The organism is Ruegeria sp. YTSC192 (assembly GCF_059609705.1).
On record NZ_JBXWMG010000002.1, the window covers coordinates 344,914 to 359,235 of the forward strand.

Here is a 14,322-nt window from a genome sequence, read left to right on the forward strand (position 1 = left end):
ATGAGTCGACGCCCACTATATATCGACAACACCACCACTGGAACCGCGATATCTGCCATAAACAACGCGAAGTTCGAAATCGTGTCCCCCGTCCCCTCTCGACACGTCCCACAACCGCGCTAAGCTGCGACCCAAGCGAACAATAGAAGGAAGGCCAAGATGGGGCTGACATACTTGCACACCATGGTCCGCGTGAAGGATCTTGAGAAATCAATGGCGTTCTATGAGCTGCTGGGCCTGAAGGAAACGCGCCGCTACGAAAGTGAACAAGGCCGGTTCTCGTTGATCTTCATGGCCCCTCCGGGACAAGAGGATCGTCCGATCGAGCTGACTTATAATTGGGATGGCGACGATGCGCTGCCCAGTGACAGCCGCCATTTCGGCCACCTCGCCTATGGTGTCGACAACATCTACGAGACCTGCCAGCACCTGCAGGACAATGGTATCGTGATCAACCGCCCGCCACGCGACGGTCGGATGGCGTTCATTCGCTCGCCCGACAACATCTCGGTCGAGTTGCTGCAAAACGGTGACGCACTTGAGCCCGCCGAGCCATGGAGCAGCATGGAGAGTACCGGGCACTGGTGATCCGCATTCTGACAGCACTGGGGTTGGCCGCACTGGCCAGCCCTGCGCCGGCCGAGGACTGCCGGTTGGCCCTTCTGCTGGCGTTGGATATCTCGGTCTCCGTAGATCAGGCCGAGGATGCTCTGCAACGACGGGGCCTTGCCGCAGCGATGCTTTCGCCCGAGGTTCAAGCCGCCTTTTTCTCGTCCACCGCTCCCGTTGCGCTGGCCGTCTATGAATGGAGCGGCCGATCCACCCAGCATGTCGTCTTGCCGTGGAAGTTGATCGAAAACGAGGGCGACCTGCTGGCCGCCGCAACCCGGATCAGCCAGTCCGAGCGTTCGGATTCCGGGTCTGCCACCGCGATGGGGCATGCGCTGGCTTACGGGGCTACCATGTTGCAGGATGGTCCGGACTGTCTGTTTCAAACCATTGATCTGTCCGGAGACGGGGCGAACAATGACGGCTATGGGCCCAAAATCGCCTACAAGCATTTTCCCTTCGACGCTGTCACGGTGAACGGATTGGTGATCAATGCCGCCGATTTCGAGGGCGAGTTGTTTCTGGTTCCGTTCTTCCAGGAAAACGTCCTGCACGGACCGGGTGCTTTTCTTGAAATAGCGCAAGGTTTTGAAGACTTTGAACGTGCCATGCGCCGCAAGCTGGAACGAGAATTGAGCGGCCTGCAACTGGGATCTTTGCAGGAAACAGGCCAAAGATGACCCGGTTTCTCGCGCTTGTTGTTTGCCTGCTGGCAGGATCCGTTTCAGCGCAATGCCGTCAAGCTCTGGCGCTTGGGTTGGATGTATCCGGCTCTGTCGATACCCACGAATACAGATTGCAGATCGACGGTTTGGCCGCTGCGTTGCGGCGCCCTGAAATCCGCAAGATCATATTGGCAAACCCCGCATTTCCCATTCGCCTCGCGGTGTTCGAATGGAGCGAGCCCGGCCATCAGCGCGTGCTTTTGGACTGGACTGAAATCCGCACCGAATCTGATCTAGGCAGGATCGCAACGACACTGAACGACGTGACCCGCAGTTCGGCCCCGCAAGGCACAGCCGTGGGCGATGCGATGATGTTTGGCGCGGAGCTTCTGCGCCAGCAAGCGGAGTGTTGGAAGCGCACGCTGGATTTGTCCGGAGATGGGAAACACAATCTCGGCCTCCATCCACGCGCCGCCAAAGCGCTGTTGCAGGGTACCGGGATCACCATCAACGGTTTGGTGATCGGCGTCGACGATTCCAACTACGGCGATCAGCGATATGTCCAGATTGGAGAGCTATCCGCCTACTACAACGCCCGGGTCATCCTTGGCCCAGATGCGTTTGTCGAGGTCGCATTGGGTTTTGAAGCCTATGAGGACGCCATGACCCGCAAACTGATCCGAGAACTGCAGGGAATCGAACTATCCCAAGCCTTATAGCGTTTCGGGTTAAACCTGTGACTCGTATACCCTGTCACGCTTTCAGCGTTCTCGGGACATTCGTGTCTCTTGATGATTCAGGTAAAACCCGAAACGCTTTGCATCAGTAGATATATCGGATCTGGTCCGTCCAATACCGCTCGACCCGACGCAGTGCGGTGGTGATATCCTCGATCCCTTCGGATCCCAGAACACCACGGTTCTGCAACCCTTCGGCATGGCGCAAGAACAGCTCGGATACGATATCACGAATCTCGCGCCCCTGTGGCGTCAGGCGGACGCGGACTGAACGCCGGTCAATCTCGCAGCGTTGGTGGTGCATATACCCCATCTCAACCAGTTTCTTGAGATTGTAGCTGACATTGCTGCCCTGATAGTAGCCGCGGCTTTTCAACTCGCCTGCGGTCACTTCATGATCGCCGATGTTGAAAAGCAAAAGCGCCTGGACTGCATTGATTTCCAGCACACCAACCCGCTCGAACTCATCCTTGATGACATCCAGCAACAGACGGTGCAGACGCTCGACCAGAGCGAGCGCCTCAAGATAACTGGTCATGAAACCTTTGGCCCCTGACGCAGAGACCTGCATTTCCATACTCATCCGACCCTCCGATTCAGCCGTGCCGTTTCAGACACGATGACCTGAATTTCCGAAAAATCGGTTAAGCCTGAACGTCTTTATTTTTGAAACGTTTGCGCGATATCCGCGATCAGGTCGGCGAATGGGTCAGGCGTATTCACTTGCCCTGTGACCCATTGATACAGGTCCTGATCGTTTTCCTGAAGCAGCGCGTCGTACAAATCCAACCCGGCTGCATCCATCGAGTTCAGATTGCGCTCGGCATAAGCCGACAGGATCAGGTCCATCTCTTTGATCCCACGTCGCATGGATCGCATTTGCAGGCGTTTGATCCGGACCTCACGTGCTTCAGTCATTGTTGCCCTGCTCCAACATCAAGCGCAGCTTTTTTTCCAACCGCGCGGCCCGTTCCGCGCTGGCCCGCATCTCGCCGCGGATAGCGCGCAATTCGGCTACAGCCTCGGTCAATTCGATATTGACTTCGCCCTCTTCTACCGGCGCTTCCATACCATTGCCTTCGCCTGTCAGCAGCCACATGATCGAGACGTTGATCATACCCGCCATCATCGACAAGCGATTGGCGCGGGGTTCGGAAAGGTCGTTTTCCCAATCGGCGATTGTTGCCTTCTTCACCCCCAGACGGCGTGCCAGCTGCGCCTGGGTCATCCCCGCCGCTTCGCGCGCTCCGGCCAGCCTGTCGCCGAATGTTGCAGCATCCGGTCCGTACCAGTCGGTTTCGTCGTTCATCGGGGTCTCCAATTCTGGTGTGTCATACTGCTTGATCGTCAATCGGGCGCACCCTATGACAGACACGTTGAACATACAAACCGAGGCCACTCATGAGTTTCCTGTCTGCGACACTGTCACGCGTAAAACCCTCTCCGACCGTTGCGATGACAGCGAAAGCGGCCGAGCTGAAGGCCGCCGGGCGCGATGTCATCGCCCTCAGCGCGGGTGAGCCGGATTTTGATACGCCGCAGAACATCAAGGATGCAGCCATCGCGGCCATCGCGGCGGGCAAGACCAAATACACCGCCCCTGATGGCATTGCCGAGTTGAAACAGGCGGCCTGTGCCAAGATGAAACGCGATCACGGGCTGGACTATACGCCCGCGCAGATCTCGGTCGGAACAGGCGGTAAGCAAACGCTTTACAACGCGTTGATGGCGACGATGAACGAAGGCGATGAGGTTCTCATCCCCGCGCCGTACTGGGTCAGCTATCCCGATATGGTTTTGCTGGCTGGCGGCACGCCTGTTGTGGTCGAGACCACGCTGGAAAACAGCTTCAAGCTGACGGCCGAGCAGCTTGAGGCCGCAATCACGCCGAAAACCAAGTGGTTCATTTTCAACTCGCCTTCAAACCCCACTGGCGCGGGCTACAGCCGGGACGAATTGAAGGCGCTGACCGACGTTCTGATGCGCCACCCGCATGTCTGGGTCATGTCGGACGATATGTATGAACACCTCGCCTATGACGGGTTCGAGTTCTGCACCCCGGCCGAAGTTGAACCCGGCCTCTATGATCGCACGCTGACCTGCAATGGCGTCTCCAAAGCCTATGCGATGACCGGCTGGCGCATCGGCTATGCGGCTGGCCCGGTCGAGATCATTGCTGCCATGCGCAAGATCCAGTCTCAGTCCACGTCGAACCCTTGCTCGGTCAGCCAATGGGCGGCGGTCGAGGCGCTGAACGGGACGCAAGCGTTTCTGGCTCCGAACAACGAGACATTCAAACGCCGCCGCGATCTGGTCGTCGGCATGTTGAACGCCATCGACGGGATCACCTGCCCGACGCCCGAGGGCGCGTTTTACGTCTACCCCTCAATCGCGGGGCTGATCGGCAAGACCACGCCGCAGGGCACGGTGATCGACTCGGATGAAGCGTTTGCCACCGCGCTGCTGGAAGAACATGACGTCGCCGTGGTCTTTGGTGCAGCCTTTGGCCTGTCGCCGAACTTCCGGGTCAGCTACGCGACCTCGGATGAGGCCTTGACCGAGGCCTGCACGCGTATCCAGCGCTTCTGTGCCTCTTTGACCTAAGGCGGAGCCACGCATGACCGCAGAGCTGCCAGACTATTATTTCCGCATTCGTGAAAACGGGGCCGTGGTGTTCAGGATCGACACCGAAAACCGGCAGCAGCGGATCGAAATGGATCAGATCGCGGTCATCAACATTCGCAATGGCGAGGTCAAACCGCATGGCCAACGCAGCTTGACCGAGGCCGACAAGGCCGAGATCGCCCGCTGGATGGACGCGCGCAAGGCCCTGCTGGCCCAGCGCGATATTGACGATATTCATCGGGCGGTCGACTACATGAACCTGACCACGCAATGGGCGCAGTCCAAAGCCTCGGACGAACAGCTTGAAGAGGTCACCGACCGGCTGTTGATGGCGATGCACGATCTGCGCTCGGTTCTGGTGCGCAAGAAAGCGGACCGGCTGAAGGGCGGCTGAGGGCTACTCGGCCGGTACGCCCACCTCGCGGACAGATCGCATCCAGAACCGCGCCATCAGCAGAACCGCCGCAAAGGCCAGACCGAGCACAAGGCCCATCCAGACGCCGATTCCGTCCATGCCCTGCACAAAGCCGAAGTAATAAGAGGCCGGGATTCCGATCACCCAATAGCTGAGGGCTGCCATGATCATCGGCACTTTTGCATCCTGCAAACCGCGCAGCAGGCCCAGGGCGATCACCTGCGCACCATCGACCAGTTGAAACAGGGCTGCCATGGCCAGAAGGCCCGTGCCAATCGCCAAAATCTCGCCGCGCTGCGCACTGTCTGCCTCCATGAACAATGAGATCAGAGGCTCGGCGCAGGTCAGGAACAGTATGATCGTCAGGACAGACACGACCAGCGACATGCCGGTGACCGCAATCGCGCCACGCTCCAGATGGGCGCGGTCGCGGCGGCCCAGCGCATTGCCCGCGCGAATGGTCGCCACGTTTGACAGGCCGAGATGCACCATGAACGTCGCCGAGGCGAGGTTCAGCGCAATCCCATGCGCCGCCAGCGGCACCTGCCCCAGCCACCCCATCATGATCGCTGAGGTCGCAAACAGAGTGACTTCGGCGAGCGTGGTCAAGCCAATCGGAACGCCCAGCCGCAGAACCCGGCCAAACATATCCCAATCCGGGCGCCAGAAACGTTGAAACAGACTGTGTTCCGGCAGTACCCGAACCGCATAGATGATAACCGCAACCAGAGACACGATCTGCGTCACCACGGACGCAATCGCTGCCCCCATGACCCCAAGCTCGGGCGCGCCCCAATTGCCGAAGATCAGGGCATAATTCGTGACGCCATTTATGACCGCAGCGATCACGGTGATCCACAACACGATCTGAGTACGTTCCAACGCGGCCAGATAGGATTTCAGCACCATAACCAGCAGCGCAGGAAACAACCCCCATCCTGCAACGCGCAGATATTCCGAGGCGGTCTGCGCCACTTGCGGTTCCTGTTTCAGGGCAATCAGGATCGGATAGGACCACCACAGCAGCGGCATCATCAGCGCAGCGTAGAGCAGTGACAGCCAGAGGCCCATGCGGGTTGAACGGCGGATGCTGGTCTCGTCCTCTTCCGCCGCGGCCGTCGCGACCATGGGCATGACGGCCCAGCCAAATCCGGCACCGAACAGGAACAGGACAAAGTAATAGCTGCTTGCCAGTGTTACTGCAGCCAGCGCCTCAACCCCGTACCAACCCAGCATCACTGTATCGGTCAGGCCAATTGCGAACTGCGCCAAATGCCCACCAATCAGCGGCAGACCAAGCACAGCTATCGCCCGGAAATGGGCGGGATATGTCATCACTTTCGTCATCCCGCCAGCCATAGGCCCGCGCCCTGCCCAAAATCAAGGCAGAAGTGCAAAACTCAGCATGAGACTTTAGATAGATGCCCGCAAAAAGAAGAAGCCGTTGAAGATTCGCGCTCAACGGCCTCTTTCAACTTTGAACTTTAGTTGGATTTGGCGTCCGGATGCAGCGCCGTTCCCAGTATATGATCCGAGCGGTGGATCACATGATGCGCCTGACCGACGATCAGCGGATCAGGCTGATCAACTACGGAAACGTCTTTGTCCGGATAATCCAGCGTCGACAGGAAATGGCGCATGCAGTTCAGGCGCGCGCGTTTCTTGTCGTTGGATTTGACCACGGTCCATGGCGCATCGGCGGTGTCTGTGTAGAAGAACATCGCCTCTTTCGCCTCGGTATAGTCATCCCATTTGTCCAGGCTGGCTTTGTCGATGGGCGACAGCTTCCACTGCTTCAGCGGATCGGTCTCGCGGCTTTTGAAGCGGCGCTGCTGTTCATCCTGCGTGACCGAGAACCAGTATTTGTAGAACTGAATACCCGAGCGCACCAGCATCCGCTCAAGATCCGGGGTCTGACGCATGAATTCCAGATACTCGGTCGGATCACAGAACCCCATAACCCGCTCAACGCCCGCGCGGTTGTACCAGGAGCGGTCATAGAACACCATTTCACCAACGGTTGGCAGTTCCTGGATATAGCGCTGGTAGTACCACTGGCCCTTCTCCTCCCAGGTCGGTTTGTTCAGCGCGACGACACGTGCCTGACGCGGGTTGAGGTGTTCCATGAAGCGTTTGATCGTACCGCCCTTGCCCGCCGCATCACGCCCCTCGAACAACAGCACAAAACGCTGGCCGGTATCCTGCGCCCAGAGCTGAACCTTCAGCAACTCGGCCTGCAACTTGGCTTTCTGCGCCTCGTAGTCCTTGCGCGCCATCTTGCGATCATAGGGGTACGTCCCGCTTTCGAAAGCCTGCCGGATTTTCTCGGGGCTGGGAACGGTCGGCTCAGACGCCGGTGTGGGCACGACCTTGATGTTTGCGGCCTCGGGTTTCTTCTGGGCGGTCGGTTCCATTTCGCGTTCCTCATGCTGGCGTCTGTCCTGAGGACGAGCTAGCAGAAAGCGCAAGACCCCGCGTTGATTGGGATCAAACTGGGATGAATTTCGACAAAAGAACTGAGGTTTCGAGGCGAACAGCCTAGCGATGCCCCCAATCCTCGGGATTATCCGAGTTGTTGGGCGACAGTCCCAATACATCCCCTTTCGTCGAACAGCCCAACCCCAGAACCGTGCGGTTGGCGTAGTTGAAATAGGCGCAGACCTGATTGATCTCGAGGATTTCGCCATCGTCCCACCCGGCATCGCGCAAGGCTGTGATATCCGCCTCGACCATGGCACCGGGCGTTTCGGTCAGCTTGCGCGCATAGTGCATCGCTGCGATCTGCGCTGTGTTCAAAGGGGCTGCCTCTGGCTCGCCCGCCTCAATCGCCGCGCGGATGGCATTGCCCCTTGGAGGATCGGCCAAGAGACGTTGCAAACCGTTGAAGTGGTGTTCAACGCAATAAGAACAGGCATTTAACGCACTGACCCAAACGCCAAGCGTCTCCAGAAACCATTTTGGGATCGTGTTGGCCGAATGATGCAGCACCGCCTTGTACATCGCCATGTGGCCCTCCATCGAATGCGGCCGCAGCGAATGCGCCATCATGATGTTGTCCACATTGTTGCCCGGGCCGGTCACCCGCTCATACAACTTGCGCAACTTGCCAGTCGCCTCTTCAAACGAAATCGTCCTGATCCAGCTCATCCTGTCTCTCCTCCCTGATATCTCGGGTCAAACTAGATCGCTTTGCGTTTGATTTGAATCGAAATACGCAGCCTCTCCCTGCGGTCGAACACACATTTCGATGGGTATGCCTCAGTTAAAACGCGAAACGCTTCAGGGTAGCGACAAGCCCCGCGCCACAAACAAAAAATCGCACCCCGATCCAACGGGATGCGAATTGCAAATACGGCGCACGGCACGCCGGAAAACCCGTCAGACCTTGGCGGCATCCTTCATGGCATCTTCGCCCTTCTTCCACAGGTTGCCCTGCCACAGCTCCTCCAGCCCGGTTTCCCCGCTGGCGCCCTTGGTTGTCAGATATTCATAGTAAGACGTCGGCTTATGCCCGGTCAGATTATAGAAATCAGGGCTGCACCGGGTATAGAACCCATTGGTCAGATACTCAAAGAACTCGGCCCGTGTGGCGCCGAAATCGGCCTCAAAATCCACCATCGATTGCGGGCGATATTCGATCTGCTTGCCCATCGCGCGTCCCAGATCAGCGGCAATCTCGGCCATGGATTGCGGCGCGGGGCCGGTCAGGTCATAGAACTTGTTTCCATGGCGCGCGGGCCCTTCGGTCAGAACCACAGCCGCCGCCTCGGCAATGTCGCGGGTGGCGACAAAGGAATTGCGCATATCGCCCAGCGGATTGGCAAACCAACCCTCATTGGCGATGGTCTCACAATCGGTCTTCAGCAGATGGTTCATGAAGAAATTGTTGCGCAGCGCGGTGACATTCAGCCCCTCGTCAATCAGCGCCTTCTCACCCCACCAGTAATGCTGCAGCATCAGCGGTATGCCCGCCCCCGCGCGTGAGGCATGCTGATCCGCGATATAAGACGCCGTATTGGTATCGGCCCCCATACAGCTGACACGCACCACATGTTCGATCTGATCGCGACGCTGGCCCAGCGCCTTGCAAAACGCCAGATGCCCTTCCAGCATCGGATCCAGCGAGGCGGAATACACCGCATCCACCCCGTCCAGCGCCGCATCCCAGCTTGCCGGATCGGACAGGTCAAACTTTACCACCTCATCCGCGCCCAACGCCTTCAGACCATCGGCCTTGTCTTCGCTGAAATAACACGCCCGCACCCTAAAGGCGTCATTCGAGGCAAGCCGAGCCACCAGTTCCTTGCCGATTCGCCCGGTTGCCGAGGTGATGAGTACCGTTTTCTGAGTCATATAAAGCGCCTTCAGATTTTGCTACCGGCTGTTAGTGGCGCGATTGGCCACAACAATCAACTCCCGTATTCGCGCAGCTTACACAGGGCAGGCGCAAGCCATCCACAACACCTCGCGCCCCTCTTCCCCCGAACCACATCACCTGCCATAATGGGGGAAACTCAAAAACAAGAGCAGCACCCATGCCCGACGATCTGTTGACGCCCAGCGCAACCACCACCTACGACGCCTCCTCGATCGAGGTGCTTGAAGGGTTGGAGCCGGTCCGCAAACGCCCCGGCATGTATATCGGCGGCACCGATGAACGCGCGCTGCACCATATGGTCGCCGAGATCCTCGACAACTCGATGGACGAGGCGGTCGCTGGTCACGCCAACCGGATTGAGGTCGAGCTTCACGCAGATTTCGCCCTGACGGTGCGCGACAACGGGCGCGGTATTCCGATCGACCCGCATCCCAAATTCCCCGACAAATCCGCGTTGGAGGTGATCCTGTGCACCCTGCACGCAGGCGGCAAATTCTCAGGAAAAGCCTATCAGACCTCGGGCGGTCTGCACGGCGTGGGTGCGTCGGTCGTCAACGCCTTGTCGGATTCGATGGTCGTGCAGGTGGCGCGCGACAAACAGCTGTTCGAACAGCGATTCTCGCGCGGGATACCTCTGGGCCCGGTAGAAAAAGTCGGCGCGGCTCCCAACCGGCGCGGAACGACTGTGACCTTCCACGCCGATGCCGACATCTTCGGCCACCACAAATTCAAACCGGCGCGGCTGTTCAAATCGATCCGTTCCAAGGCCTACCTGTTTTCGGGCGTCGAAATCCGTTGGAAGTCCCATATCGAGGACGGCGAAACCCCGACCGAGGCGACGTTCCACTTCCCCGGCGGCCTGTCGGACTACCTGAAAGAGACGATGAACGGCTCCTCCACTTATGCCGATCAGCCCTTTGCGGGCACCGTCGATTTTCAGGAAAAGTTTGGCGCCCCGGGTAAGGTCGAATGGGCCATCAACTGGACGCCATCGCGCGACGGGTTCATCCAATCCTATTGTAACACCGTCCCCACACCCGAAGGCGGCACCCATGTCGCCGGGTTCTGGGCCGCCGTCCTCAAGGGCATCAAGGCCTATGGAGAGCTGATCAACAACAAAAAAGCCGCCCAGATCACCCGCGAGGATCTGATCACCGGCGGCTGCGCACTGGTGTCCTGTTTCATCAGCGAGCCCGAGTTTGTCGGCCAGACCAAAGACCGCCTTGCCACGGTCGAGGCGCAGCGGCTGGTCGAAAACTCGGTCCGCGACCATTTCGACAACTGGCTGGCCGCGGACACGAAATCCGCCGGCGCGATCCTGGATTTCCTCATTCTGAGGTCCGAGGAACGCCTGCGCAGACGGGCCGAGAAGGAAACACAACGCAAGTCCGCCACTAAGAAACTTCGTCTCCCCGGCAAGTTGGTGGACTGTAGTAGTTCAACACGGGACGGCACGGAATTATTCATCGTCGAAGGCGATTCTGCGGGCGGGTCTGCCAAGATGGGCCGTAACCGCAAAACCCAAGCCCTTTTGCCCCTGCGCGGTAAGATCCTGAACGTGCTGGGTGCGGCCAGTTCGAAACTGGGCACCAACGCCGAAATCAGCGACCTGACACAGGCGCTGGGTGTGGGGCTTGGCACCAAGTTCAACGTCGACGACCTGCGCTATGACAAGATCATCATCATGACCGACGCGGATGTGGACGGGGCGCATATCGCAGCGCTGCTGATGACGTTCTTCTTCACCCAGATGCGCCCGATGATTGACGCAGGCCACCTGTATCTGGCCTGCCCGCCTTTGTACCGCCTGACACAAGGGGCCAAGCGCGTCTATTGTCTGGACGAGGCCGAGCGCGACGAGTGGCTTGAGAAAGGTCTGGGCGGCAAGGGCAAAATCGACGTCTCGCGCTTCAAAGGTCTGGGTGAAATGGACGCCAAGGACCTGAAAGAGACCACGATGGACCCGGCCTCGCGCAAATTGATCCGCGTCACGATTGATGAGGACGAACCCGGCGAGACCGGCGATCTGGTCGAGCGCCTGATGGGCAAAAAACCCGAACTGCGGTTCCAGTACATTCAGGAGAACGCGCGGTTTGTGGAGGAGTTGGATGTTTGATGGCCTTCGAAAAGTCATCTCAAACTGAATCCAATTCGATAGGCCCTCAAACGCGCCAGAACATCTTTGATGCCCTAAGGCTCGAACAGGTTCGCTACTGCGGTGATATGGATCACGATGAATTCTTAAGCAGAATTTATTTGCTTGAGAGTTTTCCGTCGCGTGACCCACGGTTCGAAAACGCTGCCGGAGACATTTGGCAGCACACAGTCAACAACTATGACTGGGGTGACGACTGGATATTCTCTGATCGCAGGTTCAAATTGACTGCGTGTTCAGATCAGGAGTTCCTAAAGTTCCTTTGCGAAACAGTGCACCCAGTCGTTAGGCCAGATGCTGATGAAGCATCCAAAATCGTCAAGCACTACAACGAACAACTAATTGCCGCAGGCTGGAAACTCATAGAAGATCAAAAAATAGCTGGGCGGGCAATTTATATCCCCACACGGCTTGGGGAGTTTCACAGCCAAATTCAAAGAGCTGTAACTTCAGCGGACAAACTGTCCTCAAATTGGATGCAAACAGAGATTAAGCGAATTCAAGATTCGATAGAAAACGACCCCGCCTTGGCAATCGGAACGGCCAAAGACTTAATCGAGTCGTGCTGTAAAACAATACTAACTCAGTCACCAGAAGCCGATCCAATCGCAAAAACAGACGACCTTCCTACGCTTTCGAAAAAGATGTGCAAATCTCTTGGGCTGGTTCCAGAGGGAATTCCAAATGAAGCTAAAGGAGCAGAAAGCATTCGGCGCACGCTTAGCAATCTTGCATCTATTACGAAAGGCATTGCTGAGTTGAGAGGACTATATGGTTCTGGCCATGGACGAGATGGTCAATACATAGGTCTCGAACCTCGGCACGCCCGTCTCGCGGCCTCTTGCGCGATCGCCTTTGTTGACTTTGCCACCGAGACGTATGTCCAACGAAGCCGAAAGTGAAACGCAAGTGCCAGAATCGCGCTAGAACGCATCACATTTCCCAAGACGAAACGGTGTGGAAACATTCAACCTACCCAGTCTGGCTTACTGCGCCCGGGCCGAGGGCGGGTCGGGCGCGTGCATGATGCCCCGCATCATGCATTGGATGGATAGGGCAGCACGCCTCCACACCCCGCAGGCCGGGCTTCAGCCCGGCACACCGCACCCCCCTGCCTAACCCGTTGATCCCGTTCACAGTTACCCTCAAACCGTCATCCAAAAACGACATTTGAGGTTCCGAACGTCCAAGGCCCAATTTAACCACGAACAATTTTCCGAACGGGAGGACGACATGAAAACATTAACCCTCGGGCTGGCCCTGACCCTGCGGTCACGTCACCCTCTGCACTGCAAACGCTTAGCCTTGCTTCCCCCATACCGGACGGTGCAGCGACCCGGTTCCGCTATTAGGAAGGCTCGGCCTATTCCGAAGACGCTTTCGTCCAATTGGTCGGCGACAACAGCGTCACCAACACGATATCCATCGTGCAAAAGCGCCTGTTATGTTGCGACCTCGACAGCGACGACACCCTGAAGTGGCGACCACAGAGTACGTTTTCGACCAACACCCAGGTCGTCTTTCACAGCGTCGATACCCGTTATTGGCAACATGGTCCCACGCGACGTCCGCGACCCACACCGCCCTACTTTTCTTGTTGCGGCAGGACCGAGAGTCTGCCTTATTCGCAAAATCTGAATACGTGCTTATGAAACGTATACAAATGCCTCCGACGTGACGGATTGCCTGAAACAGACACGCGGTCTACAAGTTGTATTTGTGCTGCCAACAAGAACCTCGGAAAGACCAGTTTGAACCCCTTGTGAAAGTATGGGATAGAACCCAAGCGTATCGCGCCGAAGGGAAAGATTTATCAATGCCTCCGATCCTCTTTTTGATCTTCAACCGCCCCGACAAAACCAGGGTCGTGTTTGAGACTATCCGGCAGGCACGACCGGAACGGCTTTATATTGCTGCCGATGGACCTCGGTCGGAAAGTGAAGCTGCAATCTGCGACGAGACACGCTCCATCCTGAATGAGATAGATTGGCCTTGTGAGGTGCAGACCCTGTTTCGAGAACGAAATCTTGGGTGCGGACGCGCCGTTTCAGGCGCAATCACATGGTTTTTTGAACATGAGCCCGAAGGGATCATTCTGGAAGATGACGTTCTGGTTGACCCTGATTTCTTCGACTTTGCCGCTGAGATGCTGGAACGCTATCGTGATGACCCACACGTGACGACCATATCCGCCTTCAATATGCTGAGCGATGATCTGCCCTCGGATGACAGTTATTTTTTCTCGGCCTTTTGGGGCTCGTGGGGCTGGGCAACTTGGCGGCGTGCCTGGGCCCACTACGACTTTGACCTGTCCGATCTGGGTACACCTTCCTCCATTGAAGCCATCGCGAACATGTGCCCAACCCCCGGAGGACTGCAGCATTGGATGGCAATCTATTCCGATGTTATGAACGGCAAAGTCGATACCTGGGATTACCAGTGGCAGTTCTCCCAATGGATGAAGTCGGGCCTGACAATCATCCCTCAAAACAACATGGTGCAGAACATCGGCTTTGACGAAACTGCGACTCATACGACAAATCCTGACGCCAAAGAGGCATCTTCGCGCGCTCAACCCTTGCCTCGACCTTTGGTGCATCCGGCCAATGTCACGCGCAATTTGGAAATGGATGACTATGCAGCCCGAAATATACTGAAGATCAAACCAATTCGTTTCACGAAACGATTCAAGAAATGGCTGCGCGGCGACGCGCTTGCGTGGAAATAGAAAGGGGGAC

15 protein-coding genes are annotated in these 14,322 nt (G+C 57.4%); 8 read left to right on the forward strand and 7 right to left on the reverse strand.

The features are described from left to right. Positions 1 to 159: 159 nt before the first annotated feature. Genes AC2FD8_RS04970 through AC2FD8_RS04980 form a run of 3 tightly spaced genes read left to right on the forward strand, consistent with a single transcriptional unit; the run spans position 160 to position 1,993 of the window. A complete protein-coding gene (locus tag AC2FD8_RS04970; RefSeq protein WP_496854318.1) occupies positions 160 to 588 on the forward strand; it encodes a VOC family protein in 429 nt (142 codons plus the stop codon). Then, complete coding sequence (locus AC2FD8_RS04975; RefSeq protein ID WP_496854319.1) at positions 555 to 1,289, forward strand: DUF1194 domain-containing protein; 735 nt, start codon at positions 555 to 557, stop codon at positions 1,287 to 1,289. Before AC2FD8_RS04970 ends, AC2FD8_RS04975 begins: the two co-directional genes overlap by 34 nt. Next, positions 1,286 to 1,993 (forward strand): DUF1194 domain-containing protein, encoded by a 708-nt coding sequence (locus tag AC2FD8_RS04980; RefSeq protein ID WP_496854320.1) that lies wholly within the window; start codon positions 1,286 to 1,288, stop codon positions 1,991 to 1,993. Before AC2FD8_RS04975 ends, AC2FD8_RS04980 begins: the two co-directional genes overlap by 4 nt. Before the next feature lie 103 nt (positions 1,994 to 2,096). Here the strand turns inward: AC2FD8_RS04980 and AC2FD8_RS04985 are convergent, their stop codons facing one another. From AC2FD8_RS04985 to AC2FD8_RS04995, 3 genes are all read right to left on the reverse strand, one after another. Beyond that, positions 2,097 to 2,594: a MarR family winged helix-turn-helix transcriptional regulator gene (locus AC2FD8_RS04985; RefSeq protein WP_496854321.1), complete on the reverse strand. Its 498-nt coding sequence runs from the start codon at positions 2,592 to 2,594 to the stop codon at positions 2,097 to 2,099. 77 nt (positions 2,595 to 2,671) lie between these two features. Continuing rightward, the gene (locus tag AC2FD8_RS04990; RefSeq protein ID WP_496854322.1) at positions 2,672 to 2,929 is read right to left on the reverse strand and encodes a succinate dehydrogenase assembly factor 2; all 258 of its coding nucleotides are present in this window, start codon (positions 2,927 to 2,929) and stop codon (positions 2,672 to 2,674) included. Beyond that, a complete protein-coding gene (locus AC2FD8_RS04995; protein ID WP_496854323.1) occupies positions 2,922 to 3,320 on the reverse strand; it encodes a helix-turn-helix domain-containing protein in 399 nt (132 codons plus the stop codon). The genes AC2FD8_RS04990 and AC2FD8_RS04995 overlap by 8 nt, the downstream gene beginning before the upstream one ends. A gap of 92 nt (positions 3,321 to 3,412) precedes the next feature. Between AC2FD8_RS04995 and AC2FD8_RS05000 the strand changes: the two genes are divergently transcribed. Continuing rightward, positions 3,413 to 4,615 (forward strand): pyridoxal phosphate-dependent aminotransferase, encoded by a 1,203-nt coding sequence (locus AC2FD8_RS05000; RefSeq protein WP_496854324.1) that lies wholly within the window; start codon positions 3,413 to 3,415, stop codon positions 4,613 to 4,615. A gap of 13 nt (positions 4,616 to 4,628) precedes the next feature. Beyond that, positions 4,629 to 5,030 carry a hypothetical protein gene (locus AC2FD8_RS05005; protein ID WP_496854325.1) on the forward strand — a complete coding sequence of 134 codons (402 nt, stop codon included), beginning with the start codon at positions 4,629 to 4,631 and terminating at the stop codon, positions 5,028 to 5,030. Between the two features lie 3 nt (positions 5,031 to 5,033). Here the strand turns inward: AC2FD8_RS05005 and AC2FD8_RS05010 are convergent, their stop codons facing one another. The 4 genes from AC2FD8_RS05010 to AC2FD8_RS05025 all read right to left on the reverse strand — a co-directional run bounded on the left by AC2FD8_RS05010 (position 5,034) and on the right by AC2FD8_RS05025 (position 9,404). Continuing rightward, positions 5,034 to 6,386 (reverse strand): MATE family efflux transporter, encoded by a 1,353-nt coding sequence (locus AC2FD8_RS05010; protein ID WP_496854326.1) that lies wholly within the window; start codon positions 6,384 to 6,386, stop codon positions 5,034 to 5,036. A gap of 149 nt (positions 6,387 to 6,535) precedes the next feature. After that, the gene (gene ppk2 / locus AC2FD8_RS05015; protein ID WP_496854327.1) at positions 6,536 to 7,465 is read right to left on the reverse strand and encodes a polyphosphate kinase 2; all 930 of its coding nucleotides are present in this window, start codon (positions 7,463 to 7,465) and stop codon (positions 6,536 to 6,538) included. Positions 7,466 to 7,589: 124 nt separating this feature from the next. Then, positions 7,590 to 8,198, reverse strand: coding sequence for a carboxymuconolactone decarboxylase family protein (locus tag AC2FD8_RS05020; RefSeq protein WP_496854328.1), 609 nt, complete (start codon positions 8,196 to 8,198; stop codon positions 7,590 to 7,592). A 231-nt stretch (positions 8,199 to 8,429) separates the two neighbouring features. Beyond that, positions 8,430 to 9,404, reverse strand: a complete 975-nt coding sequence (locus AC2FD8_RS05025) for an NAD(P)H-binding protein (protein WP_496854329.1) — start codon at positions 9,402 to 9,404, stop codon at positions 8,430 to 8,432. 182 nt (positions 9,405 to 9,586) lie between these two features. Here AC2FD8_RS05025 and parE point away from each other — a divergent pair, with 182 nt between their 5' ends. The 3 genes from parE to AC2FD8_RS05040 all read left to right on the forward strand — a co-directional run bounded on the left by parE (position 9,587) and on the right by AC2FD8_RS05040 (position 14,312). Next, entirely contained in the window at positions 9,587 to 11,545 is a 1,959-nt protein-coding gene (parE, locus tag AC2FD8_RS05030; protein ID WP_496854330.1) for a DNA topoisomerase IV subunit B, read from the forward strand. Then, the gene (locus AC2FD8_RS05035; RefSeq protein ID WP_496854331.1) at positions 11,545 to 12,486 is read left to right on the forward strand and encodes an abortive infection family protein; all 942 of its coding nucleotides are present in this window, start codon (positions 11,545 to 11,547) and stop codon (positions 12,484 to 12,486) included. The genes parE and AC2FD8_RS05035 overlap by 1 nt, the downstream gene beginning before the upstream one ends. Before the next feature lie 965 nt (positions 12,487 to 13,451). Beyond that, positions 13,452 to 14,312: a hypothetical protein gene (locus AC2FD8_RS05040; RefSeq protein ID WP_496874287.1), complete on the forward strand. Its 861-nt coding sequence runs from the start codon at positions 13,452 to 13,454 to the stop codon at positions 14,310 to 14,312. The last annotated feature ends 10 nt before the right edge of the window (positions 14,313 to 14,322 follow it).

Excerpts from the sequence above, each read along its gene's own strand:
- AC2FD8_RS04970 (WP_496854318.1), top strand. The coding sequence starts at position 160 with ATGGGGCTGACATACTTGCACACCATGGTCCGCGTGAAGGATCTTGAG.
- AC2FD8_RS04975 (WP_496854319.1), top strand. The coding sequence starts at position 555 with ATGGAGCAGCATGGAGAGTACCGGGCACTGGTGATCCGCATTCTGACA.
- AC2FD8_RS04980 (WP_496854320.1), top strand. The coding sequence starts at position 1,286 with ATGACCCGGTTTCTCGCGCTTGTTGTTTGCCTGCTGGCAGGATCCGTT.
- AC2FD8_RS04985 (WP_496854321.1), bottom strand. The coding sequence starts at position 2,594 with ATGAGTATGGAAATGCAGGTCTCTGCGTCAGGGGCCAAAGGTTTCATG.
- AC2FD8_RS04990 (WP_496854322.1), bottom strand. The coding sequence starts at position 2,929 with ATGACTGAAGCACGTGAGGTCCGGATCAAACGCCTGCAAATGCGATCC.
- AC2FD8_RS04995 (WP_496854323.1), bottom strand. The coding sequence starts at position 3,320 with ATGAACGACGAAACCGACTGGTACGGACCGGATGCTGCAACATTCGGC.
- AC2FD8_RS05000 (WP_496854324.1), top strand. The coding sequence starts at position 3,413 with ATGAGTTTCCTGTCTGCGACACTGTCACGCGTAAAACCCTCTCCGACC.
- AC2FD8_RS05005 (WP_496854325.1), top strand. The coding sequence starts at position 4,629 with ATGACCGCAGAGCTGCCAGACTATTATTTCCGCATTCGTGAAAACGGG.
- AC2FD8_RS05010 (WP_496854326.1), bottom strand. The coding sequence starts at position 6,386 with ATGACATATCCCGCCCATTTCCGGGCGATAGCTGTGCTTGGTCTGCCG.
- ppk2 (WP_496854327.1), bottom strand. The coding sequence starts at position 7,465 with ATGGAACCGACCGCCCAGAAGAAACCCGAGGCCGCAAACATCAAGGTC.
- AC2FD8_RS05020 (WP_496854328.1), bottom strand. The coding sequence starts at position 8,198 with ATGAGCTGGATCAGGACGATTTCGTTTGAAGAGGCGACTGGCAAGTTG.
- AC2FD8_RS05025 (WP_496854329.1), bottom strand. The coding sequence starts at position 9,404 with ATGACTCAGAAAACGGTACTCATCACCTCGGCAACCGGGCGAATCGGC.
- parE (WP_496854330.1), top strand. The coding sequence starts at position 9,587 with ATGCCCGACGATCTGTTGACGCCCAGCGCAACCACCACCTACGACGCC.
- AC2FD8_RS05035 (WP_496854331.1), top strand. The coding sequence starts at position 11,545 with ATGGCCTTCGAAAAGTCATCTCAAACTGAATCCAATTCGATAGGCCCT.